Genomic DNA, 24,125 nt, shown 5'->3' with positions numbered 1-24,125 from the left:
ATCAAATGGTCCCCCCGGGGTCCGCCGGCCGGTATGCGCCCCGCGGGGGACCCTACCCGCGCCGGCGGCGCGGGCTGCCGCTGGGCGGGGGGGGCGGCCGGTGGCCGCCCGCCCGCCACCGTCGGCCCCGGACCGGCTGATCCCGGGCCCGGGCCTGATCTCGATTCAGTCGAACGCGGCGGCGAACATGCCCGGCTGGTAGGAGCCGCCCCGCTGATGCACGATCACGGCGAGGCGATTGGCCGCGTTGATCAGGGCGACCAGCGCGACCAGCGCGGCGACCTGATCGTCGTCGTAGTGCTTGCGCACCTCGGCCCAGGTCTCGTCGGACACGCCCTGATAGGCGTCGGCGAGCCGGGTGCCCTCCTCGGCGAGCGCCAGCGCGGCCTGCTCGGCCTCGGTGAAGACGGTGGACTCGCGCCAGGCGGCGACCAGGTTGAGCCGGACCGCGCTCTCGCCGGCCGCTGCGGCCTCCTTGGTGTGCATGTCGATGCACCAGCCGCAGCCGTTGATCTGGCTGGCCCGCAGCGACACCAACTCCTGCGTGGCCTTGGGCAGCGGCGACTGCTGGATCACCAGGCCGGCGTTCGCGAACCGCTTGGCGAACTTCCCGGCGACCTTGTTGTCGAACAAGTTGAATCGGGCGTCCATGCTTCCGTCCTTACTCCTGGAATTCGGTTGGACGAACACGAGATGCCGGCGTGCAGCGCCGTGTGACGGCGCGGCCGGGGTGACGACTGCCACAACCGGAGGTGTCACAGAACGGTCCGGTCCGGCATCTGATGGGTGACCCAGCCGCGAGGAACAGGAGCCACCCATGGTGGGTACGCCGCAGACCGCCGCCGACGATCGCCCGGACCCGGCCACCGAGGCGTTCCTCGCCCACCGCAACCTGCTCTTCACCGTCGCGTACGAGATGCTCGGCTCGGCCGCCGACGCGGAGGATGTTCTCCAGGAGACCTGGCTGCGGTGGGTGGGCGTCGACCTGGGCACGGTCCGGGACCGGCGCGCCTACCTGGTCCGCATCACCACCCGCCAGGCACTCGTCCGACTGCGTACGCTCAGCCGCCGCAGGGAGTCCTACGTCGGCCCCTGGCTGCCTGAGCCGCTGCTCACCGCTCCGGACGTCGCCGAGGACGTCGCGCTGGCCGACAGCGTCTCGATGGCGATGCTGCTGGTGCTGGAGACGCTGGCACCGACCGAACGGGCGGTGTTCGTGCTGCGCGAGGTGTTCGACCTCGGTTACGACGAGATCGCCGAAGCCGTCGACAAGAACCCCGCCGCTGTCCGTCAGATCGCCCACCGGGCACGGGCACACGTCGCGGCGCGCCGGCCCCGCCGCGTCGTCTCCGCGGCCGAGACCCGGTACGCGCTCGACGCGTTCCAGCGGGCGGTCGAAACCGGCGACCTGCAGGGCCTGCTCGACATCCTCGCGCCGGACGTGGTCCTGCTCGGCGACGGTGGCGGCATCAAGCAGGCAGTCCCGCGGCCCATCCTCGGAGCCGACAAGGTGGCCCGCCTGCTGGCCGGCGGGTGGGGCAAGATCGCGGGCAGCACGTCGTGGCGGCCGGCACAGGTCAACGGCCACCCGGCGCTGATCGTCCAACTCAAGGGCGAGATGGACACGGTCCTGGCCGTGCGCATCGACGGCGGCCTCATCACCGGAATCTACGCCGTACGCAATCCCGAGAAGCTGTCCCACATGGAACGGGAGACCGTCCTGAGCCGGTGAGCCGGAACCGGCAGGGGTGGGTGACGTCGCTACGCCGCTCGGGCCACCGGTCGCGGTCGGGGATCGTCAGCGCCACGGGGGTCACGGCGGAGGCCGCGAAGGCCGAGGCGTGATGGTCGGCCGGAGAAGCTCCCGTTTGTGCAGTCATGGACGCAATTCGCCTCCGGTCCAGCTTGATATCGTGCCCCGTGCGTCCTTCCCTCTGGCTGTTCGCCGGTGGCGCGTTGGGTCTTGCGCAATCAGCAAGCGGAGCCCGCATCGTCCTTCGTGACGCGCTTGACGCGGAGGCGATGTACGGCGGCGGATTGGATGTCGTCCTGCTGCTGATGCTGGTGGTTACCTCGGTAACCGGCGCGGCCGTTCTGTTCGCCGCCGGTGGGCTGCTGGTTCGTCATCGGGTCAGGCCCGGCCGCGCCCTGCTCTATCTGTGGACCGGTCCGATCCTCGTCCGGTCGGCATATGGCGGCTTTCTCGTGAGCGTCCCGAACGACGGTGGCCCGTTTCCGGCCTGGGCTGTCGTAACAGAGGTCGTCGCCGGTCCAACTCTGGTTCTGACGGTGATCGCAGCAACGTGGTCGCTGTTTTCCGGTCCAGCCGCACGCGGCGACTCCACGGCCTGCCGGCCTGGCCTCGGCCCCGGGCCGAGTTGCGCAGGCACGTGGAAGGCCTGATCGGCGAGTCACGGACGGTCGGGTACGCCGACCACAGGGCCGCCGGAATGCTGACCCTCTTCATCCGGGGTGTCCTCTGCAACTGGACTACCTGATGTGGAACGAGATTCCGACGGTGGTCGGCAACCTCGTCGGCGGTCTGGTCTTCGTGGGGCTCGCCCTCTACGTGACGCACGTCCGTACCAGTGCGACCCGCAACCGCCCGCACATCGAGAGGTCGGCATCCGGGCCACGGTGAGCACGGCAGTTCTCACGCGTGGGTCTGGGGCGAAAGCTCCCAATCTGGTTCACCAACTACGGATCAGATGCCCGGCCGCACCCGCCTCGCGCAGGGCGACAGGTGGTCGGTGGGCAGCGCACACCGCGCGCCGCCGGGCAGTGGTCGGTCACAGAAGACCCAATGTCGTACGCCCTGCTGGTCCTCGGCCGAGACGGTGACCCCGCCGGGCTCGACGCGGGCGCTGAGCCGGGCCAGCACGCGGGCGGCGGTCCGGGCGAGGATCCGGGCCCGGAGCAGATCGGGCGCGGTGACCGGCAGGTGGATCACCCAGCGGTCGGTCATCGGTCCAGCCGACGGATCAGGTTGCGCACGGGTGACCGCCCTTCGTCGGTTCGTGCCTTCGGTGGTTCATGTCGAAGTGGAGGGGCGGCCTCCGCCGGTTGCGGGCGACGGAGACCGCCCCGCCCTGCCGCCGCAGCCTCGATCGGCGGTACGGCGACAGGGCCGCGCCGGGGGAGCGCGGGGAGTGGGGTCTCGTGGGCGATGCGAGACCGGTACGAGAGGCGCCAACCGACCGCAGCAGCACCGCATCACCGACAGTGACGCTGCCGATACCTATCACCTCTGTCAACGCTCTCTTACCTGTCGAATCTAGCTGCTGCGCAAACCTGCTTCTCCTGCATCAGTTATTGCCGCTCTTTCACCTGTTGCTCGATACTGGGAGGGCCAACCGACTGCAAGGGGCCTTCACGTGCCGATTCCCCCGACGATGGGTGAGTTGATCAAGGATCTGCTGAGGCGGATCGAGGTGGGCGAGTTTCAGCCCGGGACAAAGATTCCGTCCACCCAGCAACTGGCCGATCACTACGACGTGTCGGTCTCGACGATCCATCGCGCAGTGGCAACGCTGCGGGAGCAGGGTGTGCTGATTGGTCGTCCGGGGCGCGGCGTTTTCGTCGCGGAGTCCACCCGGCCCTGAGCGTGTCGCTCGGGCCGAACCGGTGCCGCAGCCGTTCGCCGAGCGCAGCTATTCAGGCAAGGTCAACCTGCGTGTCGGAGAGAGCCTGCACCGGGAACTCGCCATCCAGGCCGCCGAGGACGGGATGAGCCTCAACCAGTACGTCCTCCGCAAGCTCCGAGCCGCCTGAGGTCGAGGTTGGCCTTCGCCGCCTCCTGCTGCGTGGCTGACAGACTGCCGAAATGAGTTACGACCTGGCGGTGTGGGAGGGCGTGCAGCCTGGCGACGACGGAGAGGGTGGCGTTGTCTACGAAAGGCTCTATGAGGAGTACATGGAGGGTGAGGAGCGCGTTCCGACGCCGAGCATCCTTGCCTATGCCGAAGCGCTGGCTGAGCGTTGGGCCGTCATGACCGAAGGCAGATCCTCCGGCTGGGGGTCGCTGCTTGACGACGCCTCCGGCCCGATGATCTACCTGACCATGCCTTACGGGCTGGCTGGGAAGCTGTCGGCTGAGGCCGCCCGACTGGCCGACAGGCATGGACTTGTCTGCTACGACCCACAGTCGGAGCACCTCCGGCCAGTACACGACGACTAGGTCCGGCCGGAAGCACCTACGGCTGAGTCGTCTACGACATCAGCTCTACAGCGAGCGCGAGGGACATCGGGACCCCCCCCGGAGGTCAATCGACCGTGGGCAGCTTCGGGCCGAGGACGTCGTCGGCGTCGACGATCGTGTACGCGTACCCCTGCTCGGCGAGGAAGCGCTGCCGGTGGGCCGCGTACTCCGTGTCGATCGTGTCGCGGGAGACGACCGTGTAGAAGTGCGCCTGCCGACCGTCGGCCTTCGGTCGCAGCACCCGGCCGAGCCGCTGCGCCTCCTCCTGCCGGGAGCCGAACGTGCCGGAGACCTGGATCGCCACCGCCGCCTCGGGCAGGTCGATGGAGAAGTTGCCGACCTTCGAGATGACCAGGGTGCGTACCTCGCCGGAGCGGAACGCGTCGAAGAGCCGCTCGCGTTCCTTGTTCGTCGTGGAGCCCTGCACGATCGGCGCGTCCAGGTATTCGCCGAGCTGGTGGAGCTGGTCGATGTAGCCGCCGATGACGAGCACCTGGTCGTCCGGGTGCCGGTCGACCAGCGCCTTCACCACGGGCAGCTTCGTGCGGGCGGTGGCCGCCATCCGGTAGCGCTCCTCGGCCTCCGCCGTCGCGTACGACATGCGCTCCGCGTCGGTGAGCGTCACGCGTACCTCGGTGCACTCGGCCGGGGCGATCCAGCCCTGCTGCTCGATGTCCTTCCACGGCGCGTCGTACCGCTTCGGGCCGATCAGGCTGAACACGTCGCCCTCCCGGCCGTCCTCGCGTACCAGCGTCGCCGTGAGGCCCAGCCGGCGACGGGCCTGGAGGTCCGCGGTGAAGCGGAAGATCGGCGCGGGCAGCAGGTGCACCTCGTCGTAGACGACCAGGCCCCAGTCGCGGGCCCCGAACAGGTCCAGGTGGGTGAAGGTGCCCTTCTTGCGCGAGGTGAGCACCTGGTACGTGGCGATGGTGACCGGGCGGATCTCCTTGCGCTCGCCCGAGTACTCGCCGATCTCCTCCTCGGTCAGCGACGTGCGCGCGATCAGCTCGCGCTTCCACTGCCGGCCCGCCACCGTGTTCGTGACGAGGATCAGGGTGGTCGCCTTCGCCTCGGCCATCGCCGCCGCCCCGACCAGCGTCTTGCCGGCGCCGCACGGCAGCACCACGACGCCCGACCCGCCGGCCCAGAACGCCTCCACGGCCTCCCGCTGGTACGACCGCAGCGTCCACGGCTTGCGGCCGTCCTTGCCGGCCTCGGCCAGCTCGATCGGGTGCGCCTCGCCGTCGACGTAGCCGGCCAGGTCCTCGGCCGGCCAGCCCAGCTTGAGCAGCGCCTGCTTGAGCCGGCCCCGCTCGGACGGGTGCACCGCGATCGTGTCGTCGTCGAGCCTCGCGCCGAGCATCCCGGCGAGCTTCTTGCTCTTCGCGACCTCGATCAGCACCAGCCGGTCCAGCGCCCGCAGGACGAGGCCGTGCGCCGGGTCGTTGGCGAGCTGGAGGCGGCCGTACCGGTCCATCGTCTCGGCCACGTCGACCAGCAGCCCGTGCGGCACCGGGTAGCGGGAGTACTTGATCAGGGAGTCCACCACGCCCTCGGCGTCGTGGCCGGCGGCGCGCGCGTTCCACAGCCCGAGCGGGGTCAGCCGGTAGGTGTGCACGTGCTCCGGGGAGCGCTCCAGCTCGGCGAAGGGCGCGATGGCCATCCGGCACGCCTGCGCATCCGGGTGGTCGATCTCCAGCAGCAGGGTCTTGTCCGACTGCACGATCAGGGGTCCACCGCTCACGCCAGTGCCTCTCCTCCACCTCGGGTCGCCGGCTGTCCGGGAGGCGACTGACCCGCCCAGGCCGACCCACCAGTGTTGCACGCAGCCGGGTGACCGCAGAAAAATCTGGTCACCTGGAGCAACCGGAGCGGTACTCGCAACGTCTAGCAAAGGGAACACCTGTCAGGGAGGCAGCATGAAGCATGTCCGGATCAGCAGCCGGCTGGTCGCCCTGGCAGTGGTCACGCTGGTCGGTGCCGGTGCGTGCACGTTCGATCCGCAGGCCGGTGGCGGTGGGGGCGGGGGACCCGTCGCGGCCGGGGCTGCGGAGCGGGTAACGGGGGCGAGCGGTACGCCCGGGCCGGACCAGCGGGCGCAGCCGACCACGGCGCCGCCGAAGCCCAAGGTCAAGCCGACGCGGAGCACACCGCAACCGACGCGCCCCACGGCGGAGCCAACGCGCCCCGCGACGAAGCCCACCGCGTCGCCGTCCGTCGCCGGCTGCCCGCAGGGCGAGCACCAGCGCGAGGTGGAGGCGTACCTCGCCCGGCTGGGCGGGTTCGGGCGGGTGACCGTCGACGGCCGGCAGTCCGCCGCCGACTGCGACGCCATCAGGAAGTTCCAGAGGCGGTACGACATCCGCCCCGCCCACGGTCGCGCCGGGCCGACCACCCACGACGTGGCGAAGCGGCTCGCCACCACCGACACGGCGCGCTGCCGGGCCGGCTCGGGCACCACCTTCTGCATCGACCTGACCCGGCAGACCACCTGGGTCATGCGCAACGGCAAGGTGCTCGTGCAGCCGACCGTCACCCGCACGGGCATGCCCGGCTACCGCACCCCCGCCGGCACGTTCACGATCAACTACCGCAACGTCAAGGAGTGGTCCGACCCGTACGAGGTGTGGCTGCCGTACTGGCAGCACTTCACCCAGGGCATGGGCTTCCACCAGACCACGACCTACCTGCACGAGAAGTCGATCGGGTCGCACGGCTGCGTCAACCTGCTGCCCGGCGACGCCGTCCGCTACTGGAAGCTGGGCAAGGTCGGCAGCAAGGTGGTGCTGGTGGGCCGGCGCCCCGGCACCTGAGCCGCCCGGCCGCCCGCGCCACCCCGAGGTCGCACAACTCGTCCGATCCGGGTTTTATCCCCTGTCACTCCCGCCACGGCGGTGTCACGCTGGATGCCAGGCGTCGAACCGGACGGGGAGGCTGGAGATGACGGTCGACCGTGAAGTGATACCGGAGCACAGTCCCGCGCCCGACCGGTCGCCCGTCGAGGAGGTCTCCACCGCCACCGTGGTCGCGTACGGGGTGGCGGCGGTGGTGCTCGTCGGCTGGTTCCTCTTCGGCTGGCTGGTGCTCGAACAGGGCTTCGTCGACTCGGTCGGCGAGTCGGCCGGCGCCGGGTTCACGCTGCTGCTGATCGTCTCCGTCGTCGGGACCGTACGCCGCAGCCGGCGCTGACCCGACCCGCTCAGTCCTCCAGTACCGCCGCCGTGATCCGGTGCAGGGCGAACGTGTGCAGCATCTCCGTCCGGTCGTCCTCGGCGCGCAGGTAGCCCGCGCCCATCGAGACCGGCCGGACGAGCCGGGACGCGGTCGCCCCGTGCGCGTCGACGTACCCGACCCAGACCCGCGCCCGGTCCCGGATCGCCTGCTGGAGCACCGCGAGGGCGTCGCTGTGGGAGGGCGCCGGCGCCGGACCGGTGCGCCCGACCCCGCCCCGGACCATGGCCGGCGCCCGTCGCGCGGCCCGGGCGGCGGCGTCGCCCCGCCGGATCTGCTCCACCACGCCGAGCAGGCGGGGCATGGCCAGCTTCGATGTGGTCAGCGGGTCGACCGTCCGGGTCGTCACCGGCACCCGGGCCGGGGCCCGCCGGGTCTTCGGGCGGGCGAGCACCGCCGACCCGCTCGCGTCCTCCGGCACCGGGGCGTACCCGGCGTCGCGCAGCACCATCAGCATCCGACCCACCTGGTACGGCGTCGACAGCACCGTCGGCGCCAGCCGGCGCAACGCCAGCGGCTCCAGCCGCCGGTCGGCGAGCACCTCCGTCAGCAGCGCCTCGTCGTCGCTGCGCACGTACGCCCCGGCGGAGCCGACGCGCAGCCCGCCGTGCTTGCGGGCCACGTCGTCCACCAGGTACGTCAGCCCCTGCGGGACGGGGGTGCGGGACCGCCGGTGGAACAGGGCGTGCAGGTCGTCGGCCGAGTAGCCGGCGTCCAGGGCCCGGCGCACGCTGGCCGCGGTGACCCGGTGCACGCTGGCCCCGCCGGCCGACTCGTGCTCCGCCACCACCTCCAACTCGGCGGCCAGCGCCGGGTCGGGCGGGCCGGGAACCACGACGGTCAGGTCCGCCTGCACGAGGAAGTGGTCCACCGGGGCGGGCAGCAGCGCGTCCAGCGCGCGTACGGTGCTGGTCGGGTCGCCGCTCTCGGTGTCCGCCCGCAGCCCGAGCGGGTCGTCGCCGCCCCGCTCGTCGGCGGCGGTCACGTCGGCGAGCAGCAGCCGCCCGTACGAGGTGAGCGCCCCCAGCCCCGTCACGCCCAGCGTGGCCGCCTCGGTCAGCACCTCCCGGTGCGCGGCCTCCCGCCCCCGGCTGCGCCGCGGCGCCCGCCAGTCGAGCAGGGCCAGCACCTCCCCGGGGGTGGGCCCGGTGGCCGGCTCCAGGTCGGCGAGGACCTCCAGCACGGCCCGTCGGGCGGCCGGCGCGCCGGCCCGTTCCGCCTCGGCGGAGAGCACCGTGATCGGCCGGTCCCGGTCGTCGCGCTGCCCGACCAGCCCGGCCTGCCGGGTCATGGTCAGCCAGGCCCGGGCGAGCTGCTCCCAGCGCTGCGCGAGCGTCCCCGCCCGCCACACCTCGTACCCGGCGGTGGGCAGGACCTGCTGGTCGGCGCCGTGCCGGGTGGTGGTGGCCCCGGGCAGGTCGACCTCGCCGGCCAGCCCGCCCGCGTACGCCGCCTCCAGCAGCAGGGCCGCCGTCGACTCGTCCACCCCGACGGCCTTGGCGAGCCGGCGCAGGTCGCGGACGCCCAGGCCGCCCGAGCGCAGCACCGGCGCCGGTTCGGCGGCGAGCTGCTCCAGCAGCGCCTCGGTGTGGCGTACCACCTCCATGGTCTGCCCGGCCCCGGCGGAGTCGGCGGCCTTCGGCTCGCGCGGCGCCGTGGCCACGGGCGGCGGGCTGCTGCGCAGCGGGCCGAGCGGGCCGCTGTCGCGGCGCAGCAGCAGGCCGACCTCCCGGGGCAGTTCGACGGTGCCCGTGGCGCCGGCCCGGCCGCCGGAGACCGGCACCAGCAGGTGGTGGTCGACGAGCCAGCGCACCGGCGAGCCGGTCGGCACGCCGCCGTTGGTCGGGTCCGGGGGCAGGTCGGCCTCCGCACCGAGCGGGGGCGCCTGCAACGCGCCCGCCGGCACGCTGCCGACCGGCGGCCCGGCGGCCAGCCGGTCCAGGATCGCCCGGGCTGAGGGCGGCGCGGCCAGCAGCGTCCGCCGCAGCTTCGCCGGGTCCGCGCAGAGCGCCGCCGCCCGCGGGCCGAGCTCCGCCGCCGGTCGACCCAGGCCCGCCGGGTACGGGGCGACCTCGTCGACGCTCGCCACCACGCGCAGGGCACTCTCGGGGCCGTACAGCACGAAGAGCGCGCGCAGCCGGTCCACGGCGGCGCGGACGGTGGTGGGGGCGGGCGGCTGCGGCCCGGCGGTCGCCATGGCGAGCACCGCGTCGGTGGAGGTGGTCTGCTCGGCCGCGTCCCGGGTCAGCCGGGCGGCGTCGAGCATCAGCAGCGTGAACTGGTCCAGCGCATCGAGGGCGCGGGCCACCGAGACCCGCGACTGGGCCCGGGTGGCGAGCGCGGAGACGTCGGCCGGCACGGGTACGACGAGGTCCGGCCGCAACTGGAGGAGGGCGGCGAGCGACTCGTCGGGAAGTGACCGCAGGTGGTCGGCGAGTGAGGTGGTCATCGTCGTTCCACGCTAGCCCGGCAGAGGGTCCTCCCGCCCCTCGGACGTCCGGCTGACCCGGGGTTGGGCGGGTACGTTCTCCCGCATGGCAGCGCTGACGGTCGGCTTCGACCTCGACATGACCCTGGTCGACTCGCGTCCCGGCATCGCCGACACGTTCCGGGCGTTGACGGCCCGCACGGGGGTGCACGTGGACGCGGCGGCCGCCGTGGCGAGGCTCGGCCCGCCGCTGCGTACGGAGATCGCCCGCTGGTTCCCGCCGGAGCAGGTCGACGAGGCCGTCCGCACGTACCGCGAGCTGTACCCGGCGTACGCGATCACACCCACCGTCCCGCTGCCCGGGGCGGTCGCCGCGATCGACGCGGTACGCGAACGCGGCGGGCGGGTGCTGGTGGTCACCGCCAAGCACGGCCGCCTGGCCCGGCTGCACCTCGACCACCTGGGCCTGGTGGTCGACGAGGTGGCCGGCGACCTGTTCGCGGAGGGGAAGGCGACCGCCCTGCGGCAGCACGGCGCGACCCACTACGTCGGCGACCACGTGGCCGACATGGTGGCGGCGGGGGCGGCGGGCGTACCCGGCATCGGGGTCGCCACGGGCCCGTGCGCCGCCGACGAGCTGCGCGCGGCCGGGGCGGCGGTGGTGCTGGATGATCTCACCGGATTCCCGGCGGCGCTGGACGGCATGATCCGGCTAGCCTTGGAGCGGTAGACGTCTCAAGCTCAAGCGAAGCAGGGGTTCTCAGGTGCCGACGGGTCGAGTGAAGTGGTTTGACGCGACCAAGGGATACGGGTTTGTCACCAGTGACGAGGGTGGCGACGTGTTCCTGCCCAAGGGCGCGCTACCGACGGGTGTCACCGACCTCAAGGGCGGTCAGCGCATCGACTTCAGCGTCGTGGACAGCCGCCGGGGCGCGCAGGCGATGGGGGTCAAGCTGCTCGACGCCCCGCCGTCGATGGCGGAGTTGCGTCGCCGGCCGGCGGAGGAGCTGCACGGCCTGGTCGAGGACATGATCAAGGTGCTGGAGGCGAAGGTCCAGCCGGACCTGCGCCGGGGTCGCTTTCCCGACCGCAAGACGGCGCAGAAGATCGCTCAGCTGGTCCACGCGGTCGCCAACGAGCTGGAGGTCTGAGGCACCAGCCCGGCGTCGGCGGCCCGGCCGAGCAACGCCTCGACGGCGGCGAACCCCGCGTCCCCCAGGTCGGCGGTGAACTCGTTGACGTAGAGCCCGATGTGCCGGTCCACCACGTCGGGCTCCATCTCCTGGGCGTGGGTCAGCACGTACTCCCGGCTGGCGGCCGGATCGGCCCAGGCCTGGCGTACCGACTCGCGGATCCACCCGGCTGCGGCCTCCGGGTCGACCGCGCCGCGCCGGGCCAGGATGGCCCCGAGTGGGATGGGCAGGCCGGTGTCGGCCTCCCACCACTCGCCGAGGTCGACCAGGGCGGTCAGGCCGTGCCGTGGGTAGGTGAACCGGGCCTCGTGGATGACCAGCCCGGCGTCGTACCGGCCGGCGGCGACGCCCGGCATGATCTCGTGGAACGGCACGACCTCGATCCGCGCCGGGGGCCGGTCGGCCGCCCAGAGCCGGAAGAGCAGGTACGCCGTCGTCCGGTCGCCCGGCACCGCCACCGTGGCGCCGCTGAGATCGGCGCGACCAGGGCCGCCGGGCCGCTCGGGCTGGCCGGGGCCGTCGGGCTGGCCGGGGCCGTCGGGGTGGTCGCCACGGGTCAGCACCAGCGGGCCGCAGCCGCGGCCAAGTGCGCCCCCGCAGGGCAGCAGGTGGTAGTCGTCCAGCAGCCACGGCAGCGCCGCGTAGCTCACCTTGACCAGGTCGAACGCACCCCGTTCGGCGGCCGTGTTGGTGACGTCCACGTCGGCGTACGTGACGTTGACCGGCGGTGCGCCGGGCACGAGACCGTGCACCAGGGCGTGGAAGACGAACGTGTCGTTGGGGCAGGGCGAGAAAGCCAGCGAGAGCGCCACACCCTCACCGTATCCCCGCCGCCGGGGGCCCGGCTTCGCCCGGCCCTCACGACTGTGACCTGCCCCGCGAGGTGGCCCTGCCCCGCGAGGTGGCCCTGCCCCGCGAGGTGGCCCTGCCCCGCGAGGTGGAGGCGCGGGAGGTGGAAGTGTGCGCAGTGACGAGCAGCTAGCTTCCGCCGAGCGGGAGCTCTGACGCCACGAGCCACGGGTCGAGTGGACGCGACGGCGACAACCAGGGCGGCAATGGTGTTCTGTTCGGCCCCTGTCGAGCTGCCCTCACGGATGGGGCAAGCCGCGATTCGGCAGATAGGGCAAGCCGCGATGCGGCAGCTGGGCAAGTTGCGATCCGGCGAGTGCCGCCCGCACCAGCGCGGAAGCGGCCTGAGGCCGGTCGGTCCGGTGCGGCGGGCGCCGAGTACCGCTCGGTCGCCGCCGTCGCATCCCTGCTGCCGGATGACCCGGCTGATGCCCGAGTGCACGCACATTGCACGCCGGGGACCAGTGCAGACGGCCATTCCTGGATACCCGGCCGCTCAACGGTGCCGGCATCTCCGTAGGCCAGTGGTCTCACGAACGGGGCAGCTCGACAGCGTGCCGAAGAACACTCGGCCGTAAAGCGCCAAGCCAGTTGTCCACAGGATTGTCCACAGGTGTGTCGCGCTTGTTGACGGGCGCTTGTGGCGTCGCAACGATCGACATGTGGCGGAGCCGACCGGACCGATCGAGGTGGGGGCGGCGCTGCGTGCTCTCCGGCGCCAGGCAGACCTGAGCCAGCGGGAGTTGGCGCGTCGGTCGGGCGTACCCAAGAGCACGCTGGCGCGGATCGAGGCCGATCCGGCAGCCGATCCGAAGCTGCGGACGGTGGAGCGGTTGGTGCGGGCTGCTGGCGGAGAGCTGGCGGTGGGCGTCCGGACCGCTGACCAACGGAGCACGGACGGCGAACCGGGGGACGGCGAACTGGGGGCCGTCACCGTGTTGCCGTTCGTACCGCACGACGGACGACGCGACGAGGGAGGCCGCCGCTATCCCGCGCACCTCGACGTCCGGGAGGTCCGGACGCTGAAGGACTGGCCGGGTGCGTGGTGGGGGCACTGGTACGTTCCGCCGGAGCAGTGGCCGGCGCGGGTGCCGGAGAGGACGTACGACCTCCACCGTGGGCGACGCGACGAGCGACGGGTACGGGAACGGGCCCGCGCCGTCGTCAGTTTCCGTCGTGTGACGGAGGGGGTGCCGGACGGGTGCTGGCGGTTCGTGGCCCAACTGCCGGGCGGCGAACTGGTCGGCGAACTCCGGGCACACGAACGCAGCGAGGACCTGCTGCTCGGTGAGGATATGGGCGACCGGCGGGAGATGGTGCTGGACGGAGTCCTCGTCGTGCCCCAGTTGCGCTTCCTGGGCATCGGCCGCCGGCTGCTTCAGCTCCTCGGCGAGGGAATGGACGGGGCCGGTATCCAAACGGTGCGCGTCGTCGCCGACATCGGTGGGGCCGGCTTCCTGATCGCCTGCGGCTACCAGGTGGAGGCGGGGCGACCGACGGCTCTGCGGTTCGACCGGCGACCGACGTCCGGAGGATGATCGCAGGGCAGGGCAGGGCAGGGCAGGGGCAGGGGCAGGGCGGGCCAGCGCGAGGGCAGGTGGGCGGGCTCAGCTCAGGGCCGCGGCGGCGGTGGTGAGGGCGGCGAGCGCCTCGCGCATGCGCCAGGCGTCGCGGTCGCGGGGGCCGATCGGGTTGGAGACGGTACGCAGCTCGGCGAAGGGGACGCCGGCCTGCGCGGCGGCGACGGCCACGCCGTACCCCTCCATGGCCTCGGCGACCGCGTCGGGGTGACGCCGGCGCAGGGCATTGGTGCTGGCGGCGCTGCCGGTCACCGTGCTGACGGTGAGCACCGCGCCCACCGTCGCCGTCGGCAGCGCGGCCCGCAGGGCGGCCAGCAGGCCGGGGTCGGCGGCGAGCGCGATGCCGCCACCGAGCCACTCCCGGGGCATGCCCAGCTCGTCCACCGGGAGGAAGCCCGCCGGCGACTCGGCGCCCAGGTCGGCGGCGACGGACACGGCGCCCAGCACCGTCGCGCCGACGGCCGCCCGGCCGGCGAAGCCGCCCGCCACGCCCGCGCTGACCACACCGCGGTACGGGCGCCCGGCCGCCTCGGCGAGCACCAGCAGCCGGGCGGTGGTGGCGGCGGCGACGGCGGGGCCGACGCCCACGGGCAGCACCGTCGTCGACGCATCCGTCAGGCCCGCGCGGACCGCCTCGGCCTCGGCGGGCACCGCCGTGACCACCAGCAGGCCCGTCACGGCAGGGGCCCCTGCGGCTCCCGCCGGGTCTCGTCGTCCGCCCCGCCCGGCCCGCCGACGGCCGACGACGGCCGGTAGATGTGGTACCCCGGCGGGGCCAGGGCCGGGTCGTCCAGCGGCGAGCCGCCCTGCGCCGGAGCGGGCGAGACCGGTGCCACCCCCGTGTCGGGGCCGCCCCCTGCCTCGGCGCGTGCGCCGGCGTCCGTGCCGGCCGGGTCTTCCCCGTTACCTCTGCCGGTGCCGGTGTCGCTGCCGGGTCCGTCGGTCTCGTCGGCCAGTTCGTCGTCGGCGAGCGGGCGACCGGCCAGCCGCTCGGCGCGCAGGCGGCTTGCCACCACCACGCCTCGGACAGCGGCCAGCGTTCCGGCCCCGGCGGCGACCGCGATCCCGATCCGGCCGTCGAAGGGTACGAGCCCCAGCCCGCCCCCGGCGACGAACGCGAGCATCAGCACGGTCTCGGAGTGGGCGAAGGAGCTGGCCCGCAGCCGCTCCGGGATGCGCTCCTGGATCGAGGCGTCCACGGTGAGCTTGGCGATGCCGCTCATCAGCGCGGCCACCAGGCAGAGCAGGGCGACCATCGGCAGCGAGAACTTCAACGCGGCGAGGACCGCCACCCCACCCACGATGATCATGCCGCTGGACTGGATCGCGACGGGTCGGTGGATGCGCAGCCGGGTGCCGATCGCGGTGGCGAGGAAGGTGCCCACGGCCAGCGCGGCGCCGACGAGGCCCAGAGCTCCCTCGTCGCCCAGGTCCCGGCCGAAGACGACGGTGGTCAGGTCGCCGGCCTTGATCGCGAAGGCCAGGAAGAGCAGCAGGAACCCGTACAGCCCGCGCAGCGTCGCGGCACCGATCAGGGTGGCGATCACGAGCCGGCCGGCCGGCCGTCCCCGGCCCAGCGGGCGGTCGCCGGTGCGCCGCCAGAGCGCACGCAGCGGCCGGGGCACCCGCTCCGGTGGCTCGGAGTCGGCCTTCGGGGGCAGGCGCAGGGAGATCACCATGCCGACCAGGAAGATGATCGAGGCGACCCGGAGCGGCCACTGCGGCCCGAACCAGAAGGCGGCCAGCCCGATCGGAGCGACCAGGGCGCCGGCCACCGTGCCGTAGACGCTGGCCCGGGCGCCCACCTGGGAGAGCCCCAGCCCCTCCGGCAGCAGCCGTGGGACGGCCGCCGAGCGGGCCACCCCGTACGCGCGGGAGAGCGCCAGCACGCCGAAGGCCGCCGGGTAGAGGCCGAAACCGTGGATGTAGTCGGAGATCAGCCAGGCCAGGAAGGCGCGGCCGAGCATGGTGGCGGCCAGCGCGTACCGGCGGCCGTGGCGGAAGTGGTCGAGCAGCGGGCCCACCACCGGGGCGAGCATGGCGAACGGCACCATGGTCACCAGCAGGTAGAGGGCGACCTTGCTGCGCGCCTCGCCGAGCGGGACGTTGAAGAAGATCGTCCCGGCGAGGCCGATGGCGATCAGCGTGTCCCCGGCGCAGGAGACGGCGTGCAGGTCGAAGAGGCGGACCATGCCGACCTCGCCCCCGGCGCCCCGGGTGCGGGCCCGGCCCGCCCGCCGGGTCATCCAGCGACCACTGCTGACCGAGCCACGGAACAGCAGGCGGACGGCCTTGATGCCGGTGCCGACGGTCCGCCCGAGTACGGACCGCCCGGAGCGGGAGAACAGCGGCATGCCCACCATCCTCACCCATCCGGTCCGTCCGTGCCGCACCACTGTCCCAGAACGTCGTCGGCGGGTGCCTGTCGGTCGGCCGTACGCATGGGGAACAATGGTTGGGTGACCAGGCCTGCCTCCGCCCGTGCCGCTCGTCTCGACCAGGTCTGCGCCGCCGCCGTCGAGGTGGCACGTGACGCCATCACCGAGGTCGACCCCTCGGACATCGGCGACCACCTGCAGGCCGTCGCGGAGGGCGACCGACTCGTCACCCATTATTTCGAGTGCCGGCTCGCCGGCTACCGGGGCTGGCGGTGGGCGGTCACCGTCACCCGCGTGCCGCGCAGCCGGCACGTCACCGTCTGCGAGACGGTGCTGATCCCCGGCACGGACGCGATGCTCGCGCCCGGCTGGCTGCCGTGGCAGGAGCGGCTCAAGCCGGGCGACCTCGGCCCCGGCGACCTGCTGCCCACCCCGGCGGACGACGACCGGCTCCAGCCCGGCTACCTGCTCTCCGACGACCCGGCGGTCGAGGAGACCGCGTGGGAGCTGGGTCTCGGCCGGGCCCGGGTGCTGTCCCGGGAAGGGCGCAGCGAGGCCGCCCAGCGCTGGTACGACGGCGACCACGGTCCGTCCGCCGCGATCTCGGCCGCGGCCCCCGCCGCCGCCCGCTGCGGCACCTGCGGCTTCTACCTGCCGCTCGCCGGCGCCCTGCGGCAGTCCTTCGGGGCCTGCGGCAACTTCTACGCCCCCGACGACGGCCGGGTGGTCAGCGCCGACCACGGCTGCGGGGCGCACTCGGAGACCCTGATCGAGGCCGCCGAGACCCCGGTCGAGGAGATGCCGACGGTCTACGACGACAGCGCGGTCGAGCCCATGGCGGTCAGCCGGGCGCCGGGCTCCGTCGAGGCCGCGGAGCCGGCGGAGCCGTACGGCCACCCCTGACGCCGTTGGCACGGCGCCGGTCCGGCGGACCGGTGTCGTCGCAGGTCAGCGGCCGGCGCGGCGGCGACGTCGGTTGGCGTCGTGCCGCATCATCACGGCGAGACCGGGGAAACCCCACAGGAAACCGGCCAGGCAGGTCCACAGCCAGTCCTGGTGATCGTGCGCGGTCAGCCAGTCGCGGAAGAAGACCAGCAGCACCAGCCCGGCGAGCGCCCAGGCCGCGATCCCGGCGAGGGCGAACGGCACCATCGGCGGGTCGAGCGGCTCGGGCCGCGGGGGCTGCTCCTTCGGCACGCGGCAAGCGTACGCGATCAACTTTTCCTGCTGGCCGGTGATCTGCGACGATGCGCGCGACAACGGAAGATCCACCTGCGAGGACCTGATGGCAGTAGCGCCGCCCGAGAACGGCACACCACCCGACCCAGCGCACCCCCGTAACGGTTTCGACCGGTACTTCGAGATCTCCGCCCGTGGCTCGACGATGAGCCGCGAGGTACGCGGGGGCCTGGCGACCTTCTTCACGATGGCGTACATCGTGGTGCTCAACCCGCTCATCATTGGTGGTGCCGTCGACGGCGACGGCAAGAAGCTCTCCATCGCCGCCCTCGCCGCGGCAACCGCCCTCGTCGCCGGCCTGATGACCATCCTGATGGGCGTGGTGGGCCGGTTCCCGCTGGCGCTCGCCGCCGGCCTCGGCGTCAACGCGCTGGTCGCGTACGAGATCGCCCCGGAGATGACCTGGGCGGACGCGATGGGCCTCGTGGTGATCGAGGGCCTGATCATCGCGGTGCTGGTGCTGACCGGCCTGCGTACGGCGGTGTTCCGCTCGGTGCCGACGCAGATGAAGACGGCGATCGGCGTCGGCATCGGCCTCTTCCTGACCATCATCGGCCTGGTCGACGCCGGCTTCGTCCGCCGGGTGCCGGACTCGGAGAACACCACGGTCCCCGTCGGGCTGGGCATCGACGGCAGCCTCGGCAGCTGGCCGATGCTGGTCTTCGTGGTGGGCCTGCTGCTGACCATCGTGCTGATGGTGCGGCGGGTCAAGGGCGCGATCCTGATCGGCATCCTCGGCTCCACCGCGTTGGCGATCGTCGTCGAGGCGTTGTTGAACATCGGGCCGTCCTTCGTCGACGGCAAGCCCAACCCGAAGGGCTGGGCGCTGAACGTCCCCGAGTTGCCGAAGACCTGGGTGGACGTGCCGGACCTGTCGCTGCTCGGCAACTTCAACCTGTTCGACTCGTGGGGCCGGGCCGGCTGGGTCGTCGTGCTGATGTTCGTGTTCACCCTGCTGATCACGGACTTCTTCGACACCATGGGCACGATGGTGGCGGTCGGCCAGGAGGGGAGCATGCTCGACGAGCAGGGCACCCCGCCGCGCGCCAAGGAGATCCTGCTGGTCGACTCGATCGCGGCGGCTGCCGGCGGTGCGGCGAGCACGTCCAGCAACACGTCGTACATCGAGAGTGCCGCCGGTGTGGCGGAGGGCGCCCGTACGGGCGTGGCCAACCTGGTCACCGGCGGGTTGTTCCTGCTGGCGATGTTCCTGGCGCCGCTGGTCGTGGTGGTGCCGTTCGAGGCGGCGTCGACGGCGCTGGTGGTGGTCGGCTTCCTGATGATGACCGCGGTGCGGACGATCGACTGGTCCGACTACGAGATCGCGATCCCGGCGTTCCTGACGATCGTGCTGATGCCCTTCACGTACTCGATCTCCAACGGCATCGGCGCCGGCCTGATCTCGTACGTCGTGGTGAAGCTCGCCCGGGGCAAGGCACGGGAGATCCACCCGCTGCTGTACGGGGTGGCCGCCCTCTTCGTGCTCTACTTCCTGCGTGGGCCGATCGAGTCGGTGCTCTGAACACGGCCTGCTCCGGGCCGGTGACCGAACGGGGTACCCGGCCCGGAGCAGGACAAACTTCTCGTGAGCGTGGTCATATCAGTGGTCATTCGCCAAGCTAATTAGTTAGGCTAACTATCGTGACGGAGCGGACGGTGACGGCGAAACGCGTGCCACCGGCGCAGCTGGCACCTCAGTTGCGTGATGCGATCACCCGGCTGAACCGGCGGGTCCGCCAGGCCCGGCCGGTCGGCGACCTCACGGTCACCCAGCTCTCCGCGCTCACCAGCCTCCGGCTGGCGGGTGCGCTGACGCCTCGGGAACTGGCCGACGTGGAACGGGTGCAGCCGCCCACGATGACCAGGATCGTCGCGAAGTTGGAGGAGCGCGGCCTCGTGCAGCGCACCCCCCATCCGACCGACGGCCGGCAGGTCATCCTGGCGGCGACCGAGGGGGGACGGGCGGTGCTCGACCAGTTCGAGCGGGTCCGTGACGAGTGGCTGGCCCGCCGGCTGGCCGACCTGACCGAAGCCGAGCGGGAAACCCTGCGGCAGGCCGCCGAGATCCTTCAGCAGCTCGCCCGCGCCTGATCCGCGCGTCGTGCCACCGCGCCGTCCGCCGTCGATGACGCGTACGACCGCGAGGAGGCGCACCAAGAGTGCAGGCGAAGCTGAGCACGATGTTCCAGTCCCTACAGGTCCGCAACTACCGGCTCTTCGCATCCGGGCAACTGATCAAGCTGATCGGCGTCTGGATGATGTTCATCGCCCAGGACTGGCTGGTCCTCGAGCTCTCCGACAACTCCGCCACCGCACTCGGCGTGGTGACCGCGCTCCAGTTCACCCCGGTGCTGCTGCTCACCCTGCTCTCCGGGCGGCTCGCCGACCGCTACGACAAGCGGATGCTGCTCTTCGTCGCGAACGCGTTCTGGACCGTCCTGGCCCTCGCCATGGCCCTGCTGGTGATCACCGGCCTCGTGCAGCTCTGGCACGTCTTCGCGTTCGCGGCCCTGCTCGGCGTCGCCAACGCCGTGGAGACCCCCGTCCGGCAGGCGTTCGTCTCCGAGCTGGTCGGTACGTCGCTGCTGCCGAACGCGCTCTCGCTCAACGCGGCCGTGTTCAACTCCGCCCGGATCGTCGGGCCGGCCGTCGCCGGCCTGGCCATCGCCGCCTTCGACGTCGGGCCGGTCTTCATGTTCACCGCGCTCAGCTCGATCGCCCCACTGGTCACCGTGATCCGGATGCGCCCCGCCGAGCTGCACCGGGAGGCGCTGCCGCCGCGCGACGAGCGGGCGTCGGCCAAGGTCGTCGACGGCCTGCGCTACGTCTGGCGCCGGCCCGACCTGCTGCTGCCCATGGCGGTGATGTCGGTGATCGGCATGTCGCTGTTCAACTTCCAGCTGACCCTCGCCGCGCTGGCCAAGACCGTGTTCCAGACCGGCGCCGCCTCGTTCGGGCTGTTCAGCACCGCGCTGGCGGTCGGCGCGCTGGTCGGGGCGCTCGCCGGCACCGGGCGGCGCAGCCGCCCGTCGGTCTGGCTGGTGCTCGGCGCGGGGGTCGGCTGTGCCAGCTTCGGCACGCTGGTGGGGCTCGCCCCGGCGTACTGGATGGTGGTGACGCTGCTGCTGCCGACCGGGTTCTTCATGGTCTTCTTCGCCCAGGCGGCCAACCAGCGGGTCCAGCTCGGCACGGACGCCGCCTTCCGCGGCCGGGTGATGGCCCTGTGGGTGCTGGTCTTCCTCGGCACCAACCCGGTCGGTGCGCCGCTCATCGGCTGGGTCGCCGAGACCTACGGCGCCGGTGCCAGCATCTGGATCGGTGGGCTGATCTCGCTGGCCACCATCCTGGTCGCGCTCACCTGGCAGCTGCGCCGCTCCGGCGCCCGGCTGCGCTTCCGCATCCTGCCGATGCCGCGCTTCTACGTCACCTCCGCCGACTGCTGAGCCTGTCGCCCGGGCGGGCCGACCGCTTCCTCGACCGAGGGCGCGGATGACACGAAAGCGGTGGCGGTAAGGGGGAAAGCGGCTTAGCGTCGATACGTGGAGCTCGGACGCGCGCTGCTGCTGATCCTGGCCATCGTCGCCATGGCCAGCCTGCCGGCGCTGATCGCCCTGGTCTTCTGCGCGGACGAGATCATCGACCGGGTCGCCTGCGGGTACGCCGAGTGGCGTGAGCGCCGGCGGGAGCGGCGCACCATCGTCCGGCTGGACCGGGCCGTCGAGGCAGACGCGCTGACCCGCGACATCGACCTCACCGCCTTCGACCGGCCCGACCGGCGCCCGCTGGAGGAACTCGCCGCCGACCTGCGCCGCCTGCGCAGCCAGGGGGTGGGTTCCGACGGCCGCCAGCCCGTCTGGCACGCCATGGTCCTCCAGGCGTACGACGACCGGCTCCGGCTGGCCTGCCGGGCCCTCGGGCTGGCCGAGCACCTGACGGAGCTGGAGGGCGTCGACCTGGAGCTGGAACGCGTCCGGGTGGAGGGCCTGCTGCACGCCGCCGGGCTGACCCTGCCGGCCGCCCGGGCCGGTCACTGGCAGCGTCACCGCTGAGGGCGGGGCCCGCGTGAGGCTCTTCGTCGCGCTCTACCCGCCGCCCGAGGCGGTCGCGCACCTCGGCGCGCAGGTCGCCCGCCTGCGGATCGGCGCGGCGGCCGCCGCCGGGACCAACGTCCGGCTCGCCGACCCGGCCAACGCGCACGTCACCCTCGCCTTCCTCGGCGACGTCGAGGCGGACCGGCTGGTCGCCGTGGAGAGCGCGCTCGGGCTCGCCGCCGAGTGGTCCCGCGACGGCCGCCAGGCCGCGCCCCGGCTCCGGCTGGCCGGCGGCGGGCGGTTCGGGCGGGGCCGGTTCACCGTGCTCTGGGTCGACCTGCGGGGCGAGGTGGAGCCGGTGCTGGTGCTGGCCCGGCTGATCCGCTCCCGGCTGCGGCACGCCCGCCTGCCGCACGACGAGAAGCCGTTCCGCCCGCACCTGACCGTCGCGCGCCCCGGCGACCGGGTGCCCCCGGCCGACGTGGCCGCCGACGTCGCCACCCTCGACGACTACGAGGGCCCGGAGTGGCCGGCCGGCGAGATGGTCCTCGTGCGCAGCCACCCCGGCCCCCGCCCCACCTACGACCGCCTGGCCGCCTGGCCCCTCTGACGCTCCCCGGTCACCAGGCCCAGGCCTCGGGGCCGGGGCCGCCGTTGCCGACGGGCGGGAAGAGCTCGTCCAGGCGGGTGAGGGTGTCCTCGTCGAGGTCGACGGTCAGGGCGCCCAGGGAACGGTCGAGCTGGTCGGTGGTGCGCGGTCCGATGATCGGGGCGGTCACCCCGGGACGGGACAGCAGCCAGCCGAGGGCCACGTCCGCCGGGTCGTGACCGAGGTCGCCGCAGAGTTTCTCGTACGCCTCGATGGTCGGCCGGTGCTCGGCGAGCGCGTCGGCGGAGCGGCCGCTGGCGCCCCGCGCGGCCCCGCCCTCGGCCATCTTCCGCAGCACTCCGGCGAGCAGCCCGCCGTGCAGCGGCGACCACGGGATGACGCCCAGCCCGTGGTGCTGCGCGGCGGGCACCACCTCCAGCTCGACGTACCGGGTCATGAGGTTGTAGATGCACTGCTCCGAGACCAGGCCGAGGAAGTGGCGCTTACCCGCCGCCTCCTGCGCCACGGAGATGTGCCAGCCGGCGAAGTTGGACGATCCGACGTAGAGGACCTTGCCCTGGGCGACCAGGGTCTCCATGGCCTGCCAGATCTCCTCCCACGGCGTGCTCCGCGAGACGTGGTGCATCTGGTAGAGGTCGATGGTGTCGGTCTGGAGGCGGCGCAGCGAGTCCTCGCAGGCCCGGACGATGTGCCGGGCGGAGAGGCCCTGCTGGTTGGGCCACTCGCCCATCTTGCCGTAGACCTTGGTGGCCAGCACGACCTTCTCCCGCCGGCCGCCGCCCTGGGCGAACCAGCGCCCGATGATCTGCTCGGTGATCCCCTCGCCGGTCTGCCAGCCGTAGACGTCGGCGGTGTCGAAGAAGTTGATGCCGTGGTCGAGGGCCCGGTCCATGATCGCGAAGCTGTCCGGCTCGGTGGTCTGCGGCCCGAAGTTCATCGTGCCGAGGCAGAGGCGGCTGACCGACAGGCCCGTACGGCCGAGGTTCGTGTACTCCATGAGGCCACCCTGCCACGGCGGCAGTTGGAGCGCCTCGCGTTGACTCCGGCGACCGGGTGGTCGCCGGAGTCAGGCGGTCACGAGGACTCGCGGGCCGCCGGGCCGCTGCCGAAGAGCACGTCGTCCCAGCTCGGCAGGCGCTTGCGCGGCTTACCGCTGGCGTCGGTCGACTCGCCCGACGCTGCCGCCGGCGCGCCCGTGCGACGGGGCCGGAGCACCGCCAGCGACGGCACGGCCGGCACCTCCTTGGGCGCGTCCGAGTCGTCGTCGAAGGCGGAACCCTGGCCACCGCCGAGCAGTGCCGCCGCCCCGCCACCGACCGGCCGCTGGCGCGGCGCGTCCTGCCCGGCCAGGGCGGCCGGGGTGCGGGGTTCGAGCCCACGACCCGAGGTCGAGCCGAGCGGACGGTCGAGCGAGGCGAGCAGGGCGTCCCGCCCGGCCCGGATCGGGTCGCGGCCGGGACGGCTGTGCTCCGCCGCCGCCGGCAGACCGTGCCCGCCCCGGCTCGGCTCGCCGCGCGACGGGCCGGGCAGCGCGTGGCCGCCCCGCTCCGGTGCCGGCTCCTGGCCGAGGATCGGGGTGGGCCGCTCGGCGCAGAGGTATTGCGCCATGTCGTCGTGCGGGGTGACCGACTGCCGGGTCTTGTCGAGATCCCAGATCGCCTGCGCGGTCGCCTTGCCCGAGGGCCAGGTCGCCACGATCCGCCAGGTGCCGTCGTCGCGGCGCCACGCGTCCCAGGAGATCTTCTCGGTGTCGATCCCGTGCTGCGCGAGCCGGCCGTTGACCACCTCGGCGAGCGGGGTCGGCTTCTCCGCGCCCTTCAGCCGGGTGCGGCGGGCGTGCTGGGCGAGCATGGCCCGCTCCTGGAGCACCGGGCCGGCGTAGCGCAGCACGCGGTCGACCGGCACGCCGGCGATCCGGGCGACGTCCTCGGCGGACTCGCCGGAACGGATCTTGGCCTGGATGTCCCGTGGGGAGAGTGAGGGCACCGGGTCGGCGGTCGCCGTCGGGGCCACCGCGAGCGGCGGGGCGCCGGGCTCGGCGTGCAACGCGCCGGCGATCCGCTCGTCGATGGGCAGGGCGAGCAGTCGCCCGACCTCGTCGGCGAGCACCAGGGCCTGGCCGTCCTCGGAGAGGGCGACGAAGCGTACTGGGCGCATGGCGTAGCCTCCGTCCCGCTTCGCTGGCCGTCACGCCACGAGCCGGCCACCCGGGCGTCCTCGCACCACCGTACGCGCATCTGTCCGCAGGTGGGGGATGCGACACCCGCATGTCGCGACTGAGCTGCGACGATGATCACGGTCGGGGGGGGCCCCCGCGGCCCGCGGCCCCCCCCCGGGGCCGCGCAAAACATAGCGCGGCCCCCGAGCGGGGGGGTAAAAACCAAACCC

General features: G+C 73.0%; 27 protein-coding genes. 17 read left to right on the top strand and 10 right to left on the bottom strand.

Annotated features, from left to right (window positions below):
- Positions 1 to 165 precede the first annotated feature (165 nt).
- On the bottom strand, positions 166 to 651 hold the full coding sequence (locus tag ACLQ20_RS03900) for a carboxymuconolactone decarboxylase family protein (protein ID WP_327030314.1): 486 nt from the start codon (positions 649 to 651) through the stop codon (positions 166 to 168).
- 166 nt (positions 652 to 817) lie between these two features.
- Here ACLQ20_RS03900 and ACLQ20_RS03895 point away from each other — a divergent pair, with 166 nt between their 5' ends.
- The 3 genes from ACLQ20_RS03895 (at position 818) to ACLQ20_RS03885 (ending at position 2,641) form a co-directional block, all read left to right on the top strand.
- Positions 818 to 1,732 carry an RNA polymerase sigma-70 factor gene (locus ACLQ20_RS03895; protein ID WP_425854178.1) on the top strand — a complete coding sequence of 305 codons (915 nt, stop codon included), beginning with the start codon at positions 818 to 820 and terminating at the stop codon, positions 1,730 to 1,732.
- A 188-nt stretch (positions 1,733 to 1,920) separates the two neighbouring features.
- Positions 1,921 to 2,403, top strand: a complete 483-nt coding sequence (locus tag ACLQ20_RS03890; RefSeq protein WP_425854176.1) for a hypothetical protein — start codon at positions 1,921 to 1,923, stop codon at positions 2,401 to 2,403.
- Positions 2,404 to 2,497: 94 nt separating this feature from the next.
- On the top strand, positions 2,498 to 2,641 hold the full coding sequence (locus ACLQ20_RS03885) for a hypothetical protein (protein ID WP_425854175.1): 144 nt from the start codon (positions 2,498 to 2,500) through the stop codon (positions 2,639 to 2,641).
- A 63-nt stretch (positions 2,642 to 2,704) separates the two neighbouring features.
- On the opposite strand, the gene ACLQ20_RS03880 is transcribed toward ACLQ20_RS03885, so the two are convergent.
- On the bottom strand, positions 2,705 to 2,965 hold the full coding sequence (locus ACLQ20_RS03880) for a hypothetical protein (protein WP_425854173.1): 261 nt from the start codon (positions 2,963 to 2,965) through the stop codon (positions 2,705 to 2,707).
- Between the two features lie 409 nt (positions 2,966 to 3,374).
- Here ACLQ20_RS03880 and ACLQ20_RS03875 point away from each other — a divergent pair, with 409 nt between their 5' ends.
- Genes ACLQ20_RS03875 through ACLQ20_RS03865 form a run of 3 tightly spaced genes read left to right on the top strand, consistent with a single transcriptional unit; the run spans position 3,375 to position 4,177 of the window.
- The gene (locus ACLQ20_RS03875) at positions 3,375 to 3,602 is read left to right on the top strand and encodes a winged helix-turn-helix domain-containing protein (RefSeq protein ID WP_358114735.1); all 228 of its coding nucleotides are present in this window, start codon (positions 3,375 to 3,377) and stop codon (positions 3,600 to 3,602) included.
- Positions 3,603 to 3,624: 22 nt separating this feature from the next.
- The gene (locus tag ACLQ20_RS03870; RefSeq protein WP_358114738.1) at positions 3,625 to 3,771 is read left to right on the top strand and encodes a toxin-antitoxin system HicB family antitoxin; all 147 of its coding nucleotides are present in this window, start codon (positions 3,625 to 3,627) and stop codon (positions 3,769 to 3,771) included.
- Between the two features lie 52 nt (positions 3,772 to 3,823).
- Complete coding sequence (locus ACLQ20_RS03865) at positions 3,824 to 4,177, top strand: hypothetical protein (RefSeq protein ID WP_425854172.1); 354 nt, start codon at positions 3,824 to 3,826, stop codon at positions 4,175 to 4,177.
- An 85-nt stretch (positions 4,178 to 4,262) separates the two neighbouring features.
- On the opposite strand, the gene ACLQ20_RS03860 is transcribed toward ACLQ20_RS03865, so the two are convergent.
- Positions 4,263 to 5,942: a DNA repair helicase XPB gene (locus tag ACLQ20_RS03860; protein ID WP_425854170.1), complete on the bottom strand. Its 1,680-nt coding sequence runs from the start codon at positions 5,940 to 5,942 to the stop codon at positions 4,263 to 4,265.
- 175 nt (positions 5,943 to 6,117) lie between these two features.
- Here ACLQ20_RS03860 and ACLQ20_RS03855 point away from each other — a divergent pair, with 175 nt between their 5' ends.
- On the top strand, positions 6,118 to 7,011 hold the full coding sequence (locus ACLQ20_RS03855; RefSeq protein ID WP_425854169.1) for a L,D-transpeptidase family protein: 894 nt from the start codon (positions 6,118 to 6,120) through the stop codon (positions 7,009 to 7,011).
- Positions 7,012 to 7,138: 127 nt separating this feature from the next.
- Positions 7,139 to 7,387, top strand: coding sequence for a hypothetical protein (locus ACLQ20_RS03850; protein ID WP_151457787.1), 249 nt, complete (start codon positions 7,139 to 7,141; stop codon positions 7,385 to 7,387).
- 10 nt (positions 7,388 to 7,397) lie between these two features.
- Here the strand turns inward: ACLQ20_RS03850 and ACLQ20_RS03845 are convergent, their stop codons facing one another.
- Positions 7,398 to 9,878: a helicase-associated domain-containing protein gene (locus tag ACLQ20_RS03845; RefSeq protein ID WP_425854167.1), complete on the bottom strand. Its 2,481-nt coding sequence runs from the start codon at positions 9,876 to 9,878 to the stop codon at positions 7,398 to 7,400.
- Positions 9,879 to 9,963: 85 nt separating this feature from the next.
- Between ACLQ20_RS03845 and ACLQ20_RS03840 the strand changes: the two genes are divergently transcribed.
- Together ACLQ20_RS03840 and ACLQ20_RS03835 are read left to right on the top strand one after the other, a co-directional pair.
- Positions 9,964 to 10,587: an HAD family hydrolase gene (locus ACLQ20_RS03840; RefSeq protein WP_151457672.1), complete on the top strand. Its 624-nt coding sequence runs from the start codon at positions 9,964 to 9,966 to the stop codon at positions 10,585 to 10,587.
- A gap of 34 nt (positions 10,588 to 10,621) precedes the next feature.
- Positions 10,622 to 11,008 (top strand): cold-shock protein, encoded by a 387-nt coding sequence (locus ACLQ20_RS03835; protein ID WP_151457671.1) that lies wholly within the window; start codon positions 10,622 to 10,624, stop codon positions 11,006 to 11,008.
- On the opposite strand, the gene ACLQ20_RS03830 is transcribed toward ACLQ20_RS03835, so the two are convergent.
- Positions 10,969 to 11,862: a 1,4-dihydroxy-6-naphthoate synthase gene (locus ACLQ20_RS03830; protein WP_425854165.1), complete on the bottom strand. Its 894-nt coding sequence runs from the start codon at positions 11,860 to 11,862 to the stop codon at positions 10,969 to 10,971. The two genes, ACLQ20_RS03835 and ACLQ20_RS03830, sit on opposite strands and share 40 nt — an antisense overlap.
- 699 nt (positions 11,863 to 12,561) lie before the next feature.
- Between ACLQ20_RS03830 and ACLQ20_RS03825 the strand changes: the two genes are divergently transcribed.
- Positions 12,562 to 13,437, top strand: a complete 876-nt coding sequence (locus tag ACLQ20_RS03825) for a helix-turn-helix domain-containing protein (protein ID WP_425854163.1) — start codon at positions 12,562 to 12,564, stop codon at positions 13,435 to 13,437.
- A 69-nt stretch (positions 13,438 to 13,506) separates the two neighbouring features.
- Here ACLQ20_RS03825 and ACLQ20_RS03820 read toward each other — a convergent pair whose 3' ends face one another.
- Both ACLQ20_RS03820 and ACLQ20_RS03815 read right to left on the bottom strand, forming a co-directional pair.
- Complete coding sequence (locus ACLQ20_RS03820) at positions 13,507 to 14,157, bottom strand: futalosine hydrolase (RefSeq protein WP_425854162.1); 651 nt, start codon at positions 14,155 to 14,157, stop codon at positions 13,507 to 13,509.
- Positions 14,154 to 15,833 carry an MFS transporter gene (locus tag ACLQ20_RS03815; protein WP_425854160.1) on the bottom strand — a complete coding sequence of 560 codons (1,680 nt, stop codon included), beginning with the start codon at positions 15,831 to 15,833 and terminating at the stop codon, positions 14,154 to 14,156. Before ACLQ20_RS03815 ends, ACLQ20_RS03820 begins: the two co-directional genes overlap by 4 nt.
- 87 nt (positions 15,834 to 15,920) lie before the next feature.
- Between ACLQ20_RS03815 and ACLQ20_RS03810 the strand changes: the two genes are divergently transcribed.
- Positions 15,921 to 16,760 carry a DUF3027 domain-containing protein gene (locus tag ACLQ20_RS03810; protein ID WP_151454151.1) on the top strand — a complete coding sequence of 280 codons (840 nt, stop codon included), beginning with the start codon at positions 15,921 to 15,923 and terminating at the stop codon, positions 16,758 to 16,760.
- Between the two features lie 45 nt (positions 16,761 to 16,805).
- Here the strand turns inward: ACLQ20_RS03810 and ACLQ20_RS03805 are convergent, their stop codons facing one another.
- Positions 16,806 to 17,054 (bottom strand): DUF2530 domain-containing protein, encoded by a 249-nt coding sequence (locus tag ACLQ20_RS03805; protein ID WP_151454150.1) that lies wholly within the window; start codon positions 17,052 to 17,054, stop codon positions 16,806 to 16,808.
- An 88-nt stretch (positions 17,055 to 17,142) separates the two neighbouring features.
- Between ACLQ20_RS03805 and ACLQ20_RS03800 the strand changes: the two genes are divergently transcribed.
- The 5 genes from ACLQ20_RS03800 (at position 17,143) to thpR (ending at position 21,737) form a co-directional block, all read left to right on the top strand.
- Positions 17,143 to 18,618 (top strand): NCS2 family permease, encoded by a 1,476-nt coding sequence (locus tag ACLQ20_RS03800; protein WP_151454149.1) that lies wholly within the window; start codon positions 17,143 to 17,145, stop codon positions 18,616 to 18,618.
- A gap of 119 nt (positions 18,619 to 18,737) precedes the next feature.
- On the top strand, positions 18,738 to 19,187 hold the full coding sequence (locus ACLQ20_RS03795) for a MarR family winged helix-turn-helix transcriptional regulator (protein ID WP_192581363.1): 450 nt from the start codon (positions 18,738 to 18,740) through the stop codon (positions 19,185 to 19,187).
- Positions 19,188 to 19,255: 68 nt separating this feature from the next.
- Positions 19,256 to 20,539, top strand: a complete 1,284-nt coding sequence (locus ACLQ20_RS03790) for an MFS transporter (protein ID WP_151454148.1) — start codon at positions 19,256 to 19,258, stop codon at positions 20,537 to 20,539.
- Positions 20,540 to 20,635: 96 nt separating this feature from the next.
- Complete coding sequence (locus ACLQ20_RS03785) at positions 20,636 to 21,145, top strand: hypothetical protein (RefSeq protein ID WP_151454147.1); 510 nt, start codon at positions 20,636 to 20,638, stop codon at positions 21,143 to 21,145.
- Between the two features lie 13 nt (positions 21,146 to 21,158).
- On the top strand, positions 21,159 to 21,737 hold the full coding sequence (gene thpR / locus ACLQ20_RS03780) for an RNA 2',3'-cyclic phosphodiesterase (protein ID WP_327030325.1): 579 nt from the start codon (positions 21,159 to 21,161) through the stop codon (positions 21,735 to 21,737).
- Positions 21,738 to 21,747: 10 nt separating this feature from the next.
- On the opposite strand, the gene ACLQ20_RS03775 is transcribed toward thpR, so the two are convergent.
- Positions 21,748 to 22,734, bottom strand: coding sequence for an aldo/keto reductase (locus ACLQ20_RS03775; protein ID WP_151454145.1), 987 nt, complete (start codon positions 22,732 to 22,734; stop codon positions 21,748 to 21,750).
- A gap of 77 nt (positions 22,735 to 22,811) precedes the next feature.
- Entirely contained in the window at positions 22,812 to 23,894 is a 1,083-nt protein-coding gene (gene sepH, locus ACLQ20_RS03770; RefSeq protein WP_151454144.1) for a septation protein SepH, read from the bottom strand.
- Between the last annotated feature and the right edge of the window lie 231 nt (positions 23,895 to 24,125).

It is taken from the genome of Micromonospora sp. DT46 (genome assembly GCF_049841735.1).
Classification (GTDB): domain Bacteria; phylum Actinomycetota; class Actinomycetes; order Mycobacteriales; family Micromonosporaceae; genus Micromonospora; species Micromonospora reichwaldensis.
This window is presented reverse-complemented; position numbering and strand designations above follow the sequence as displayed.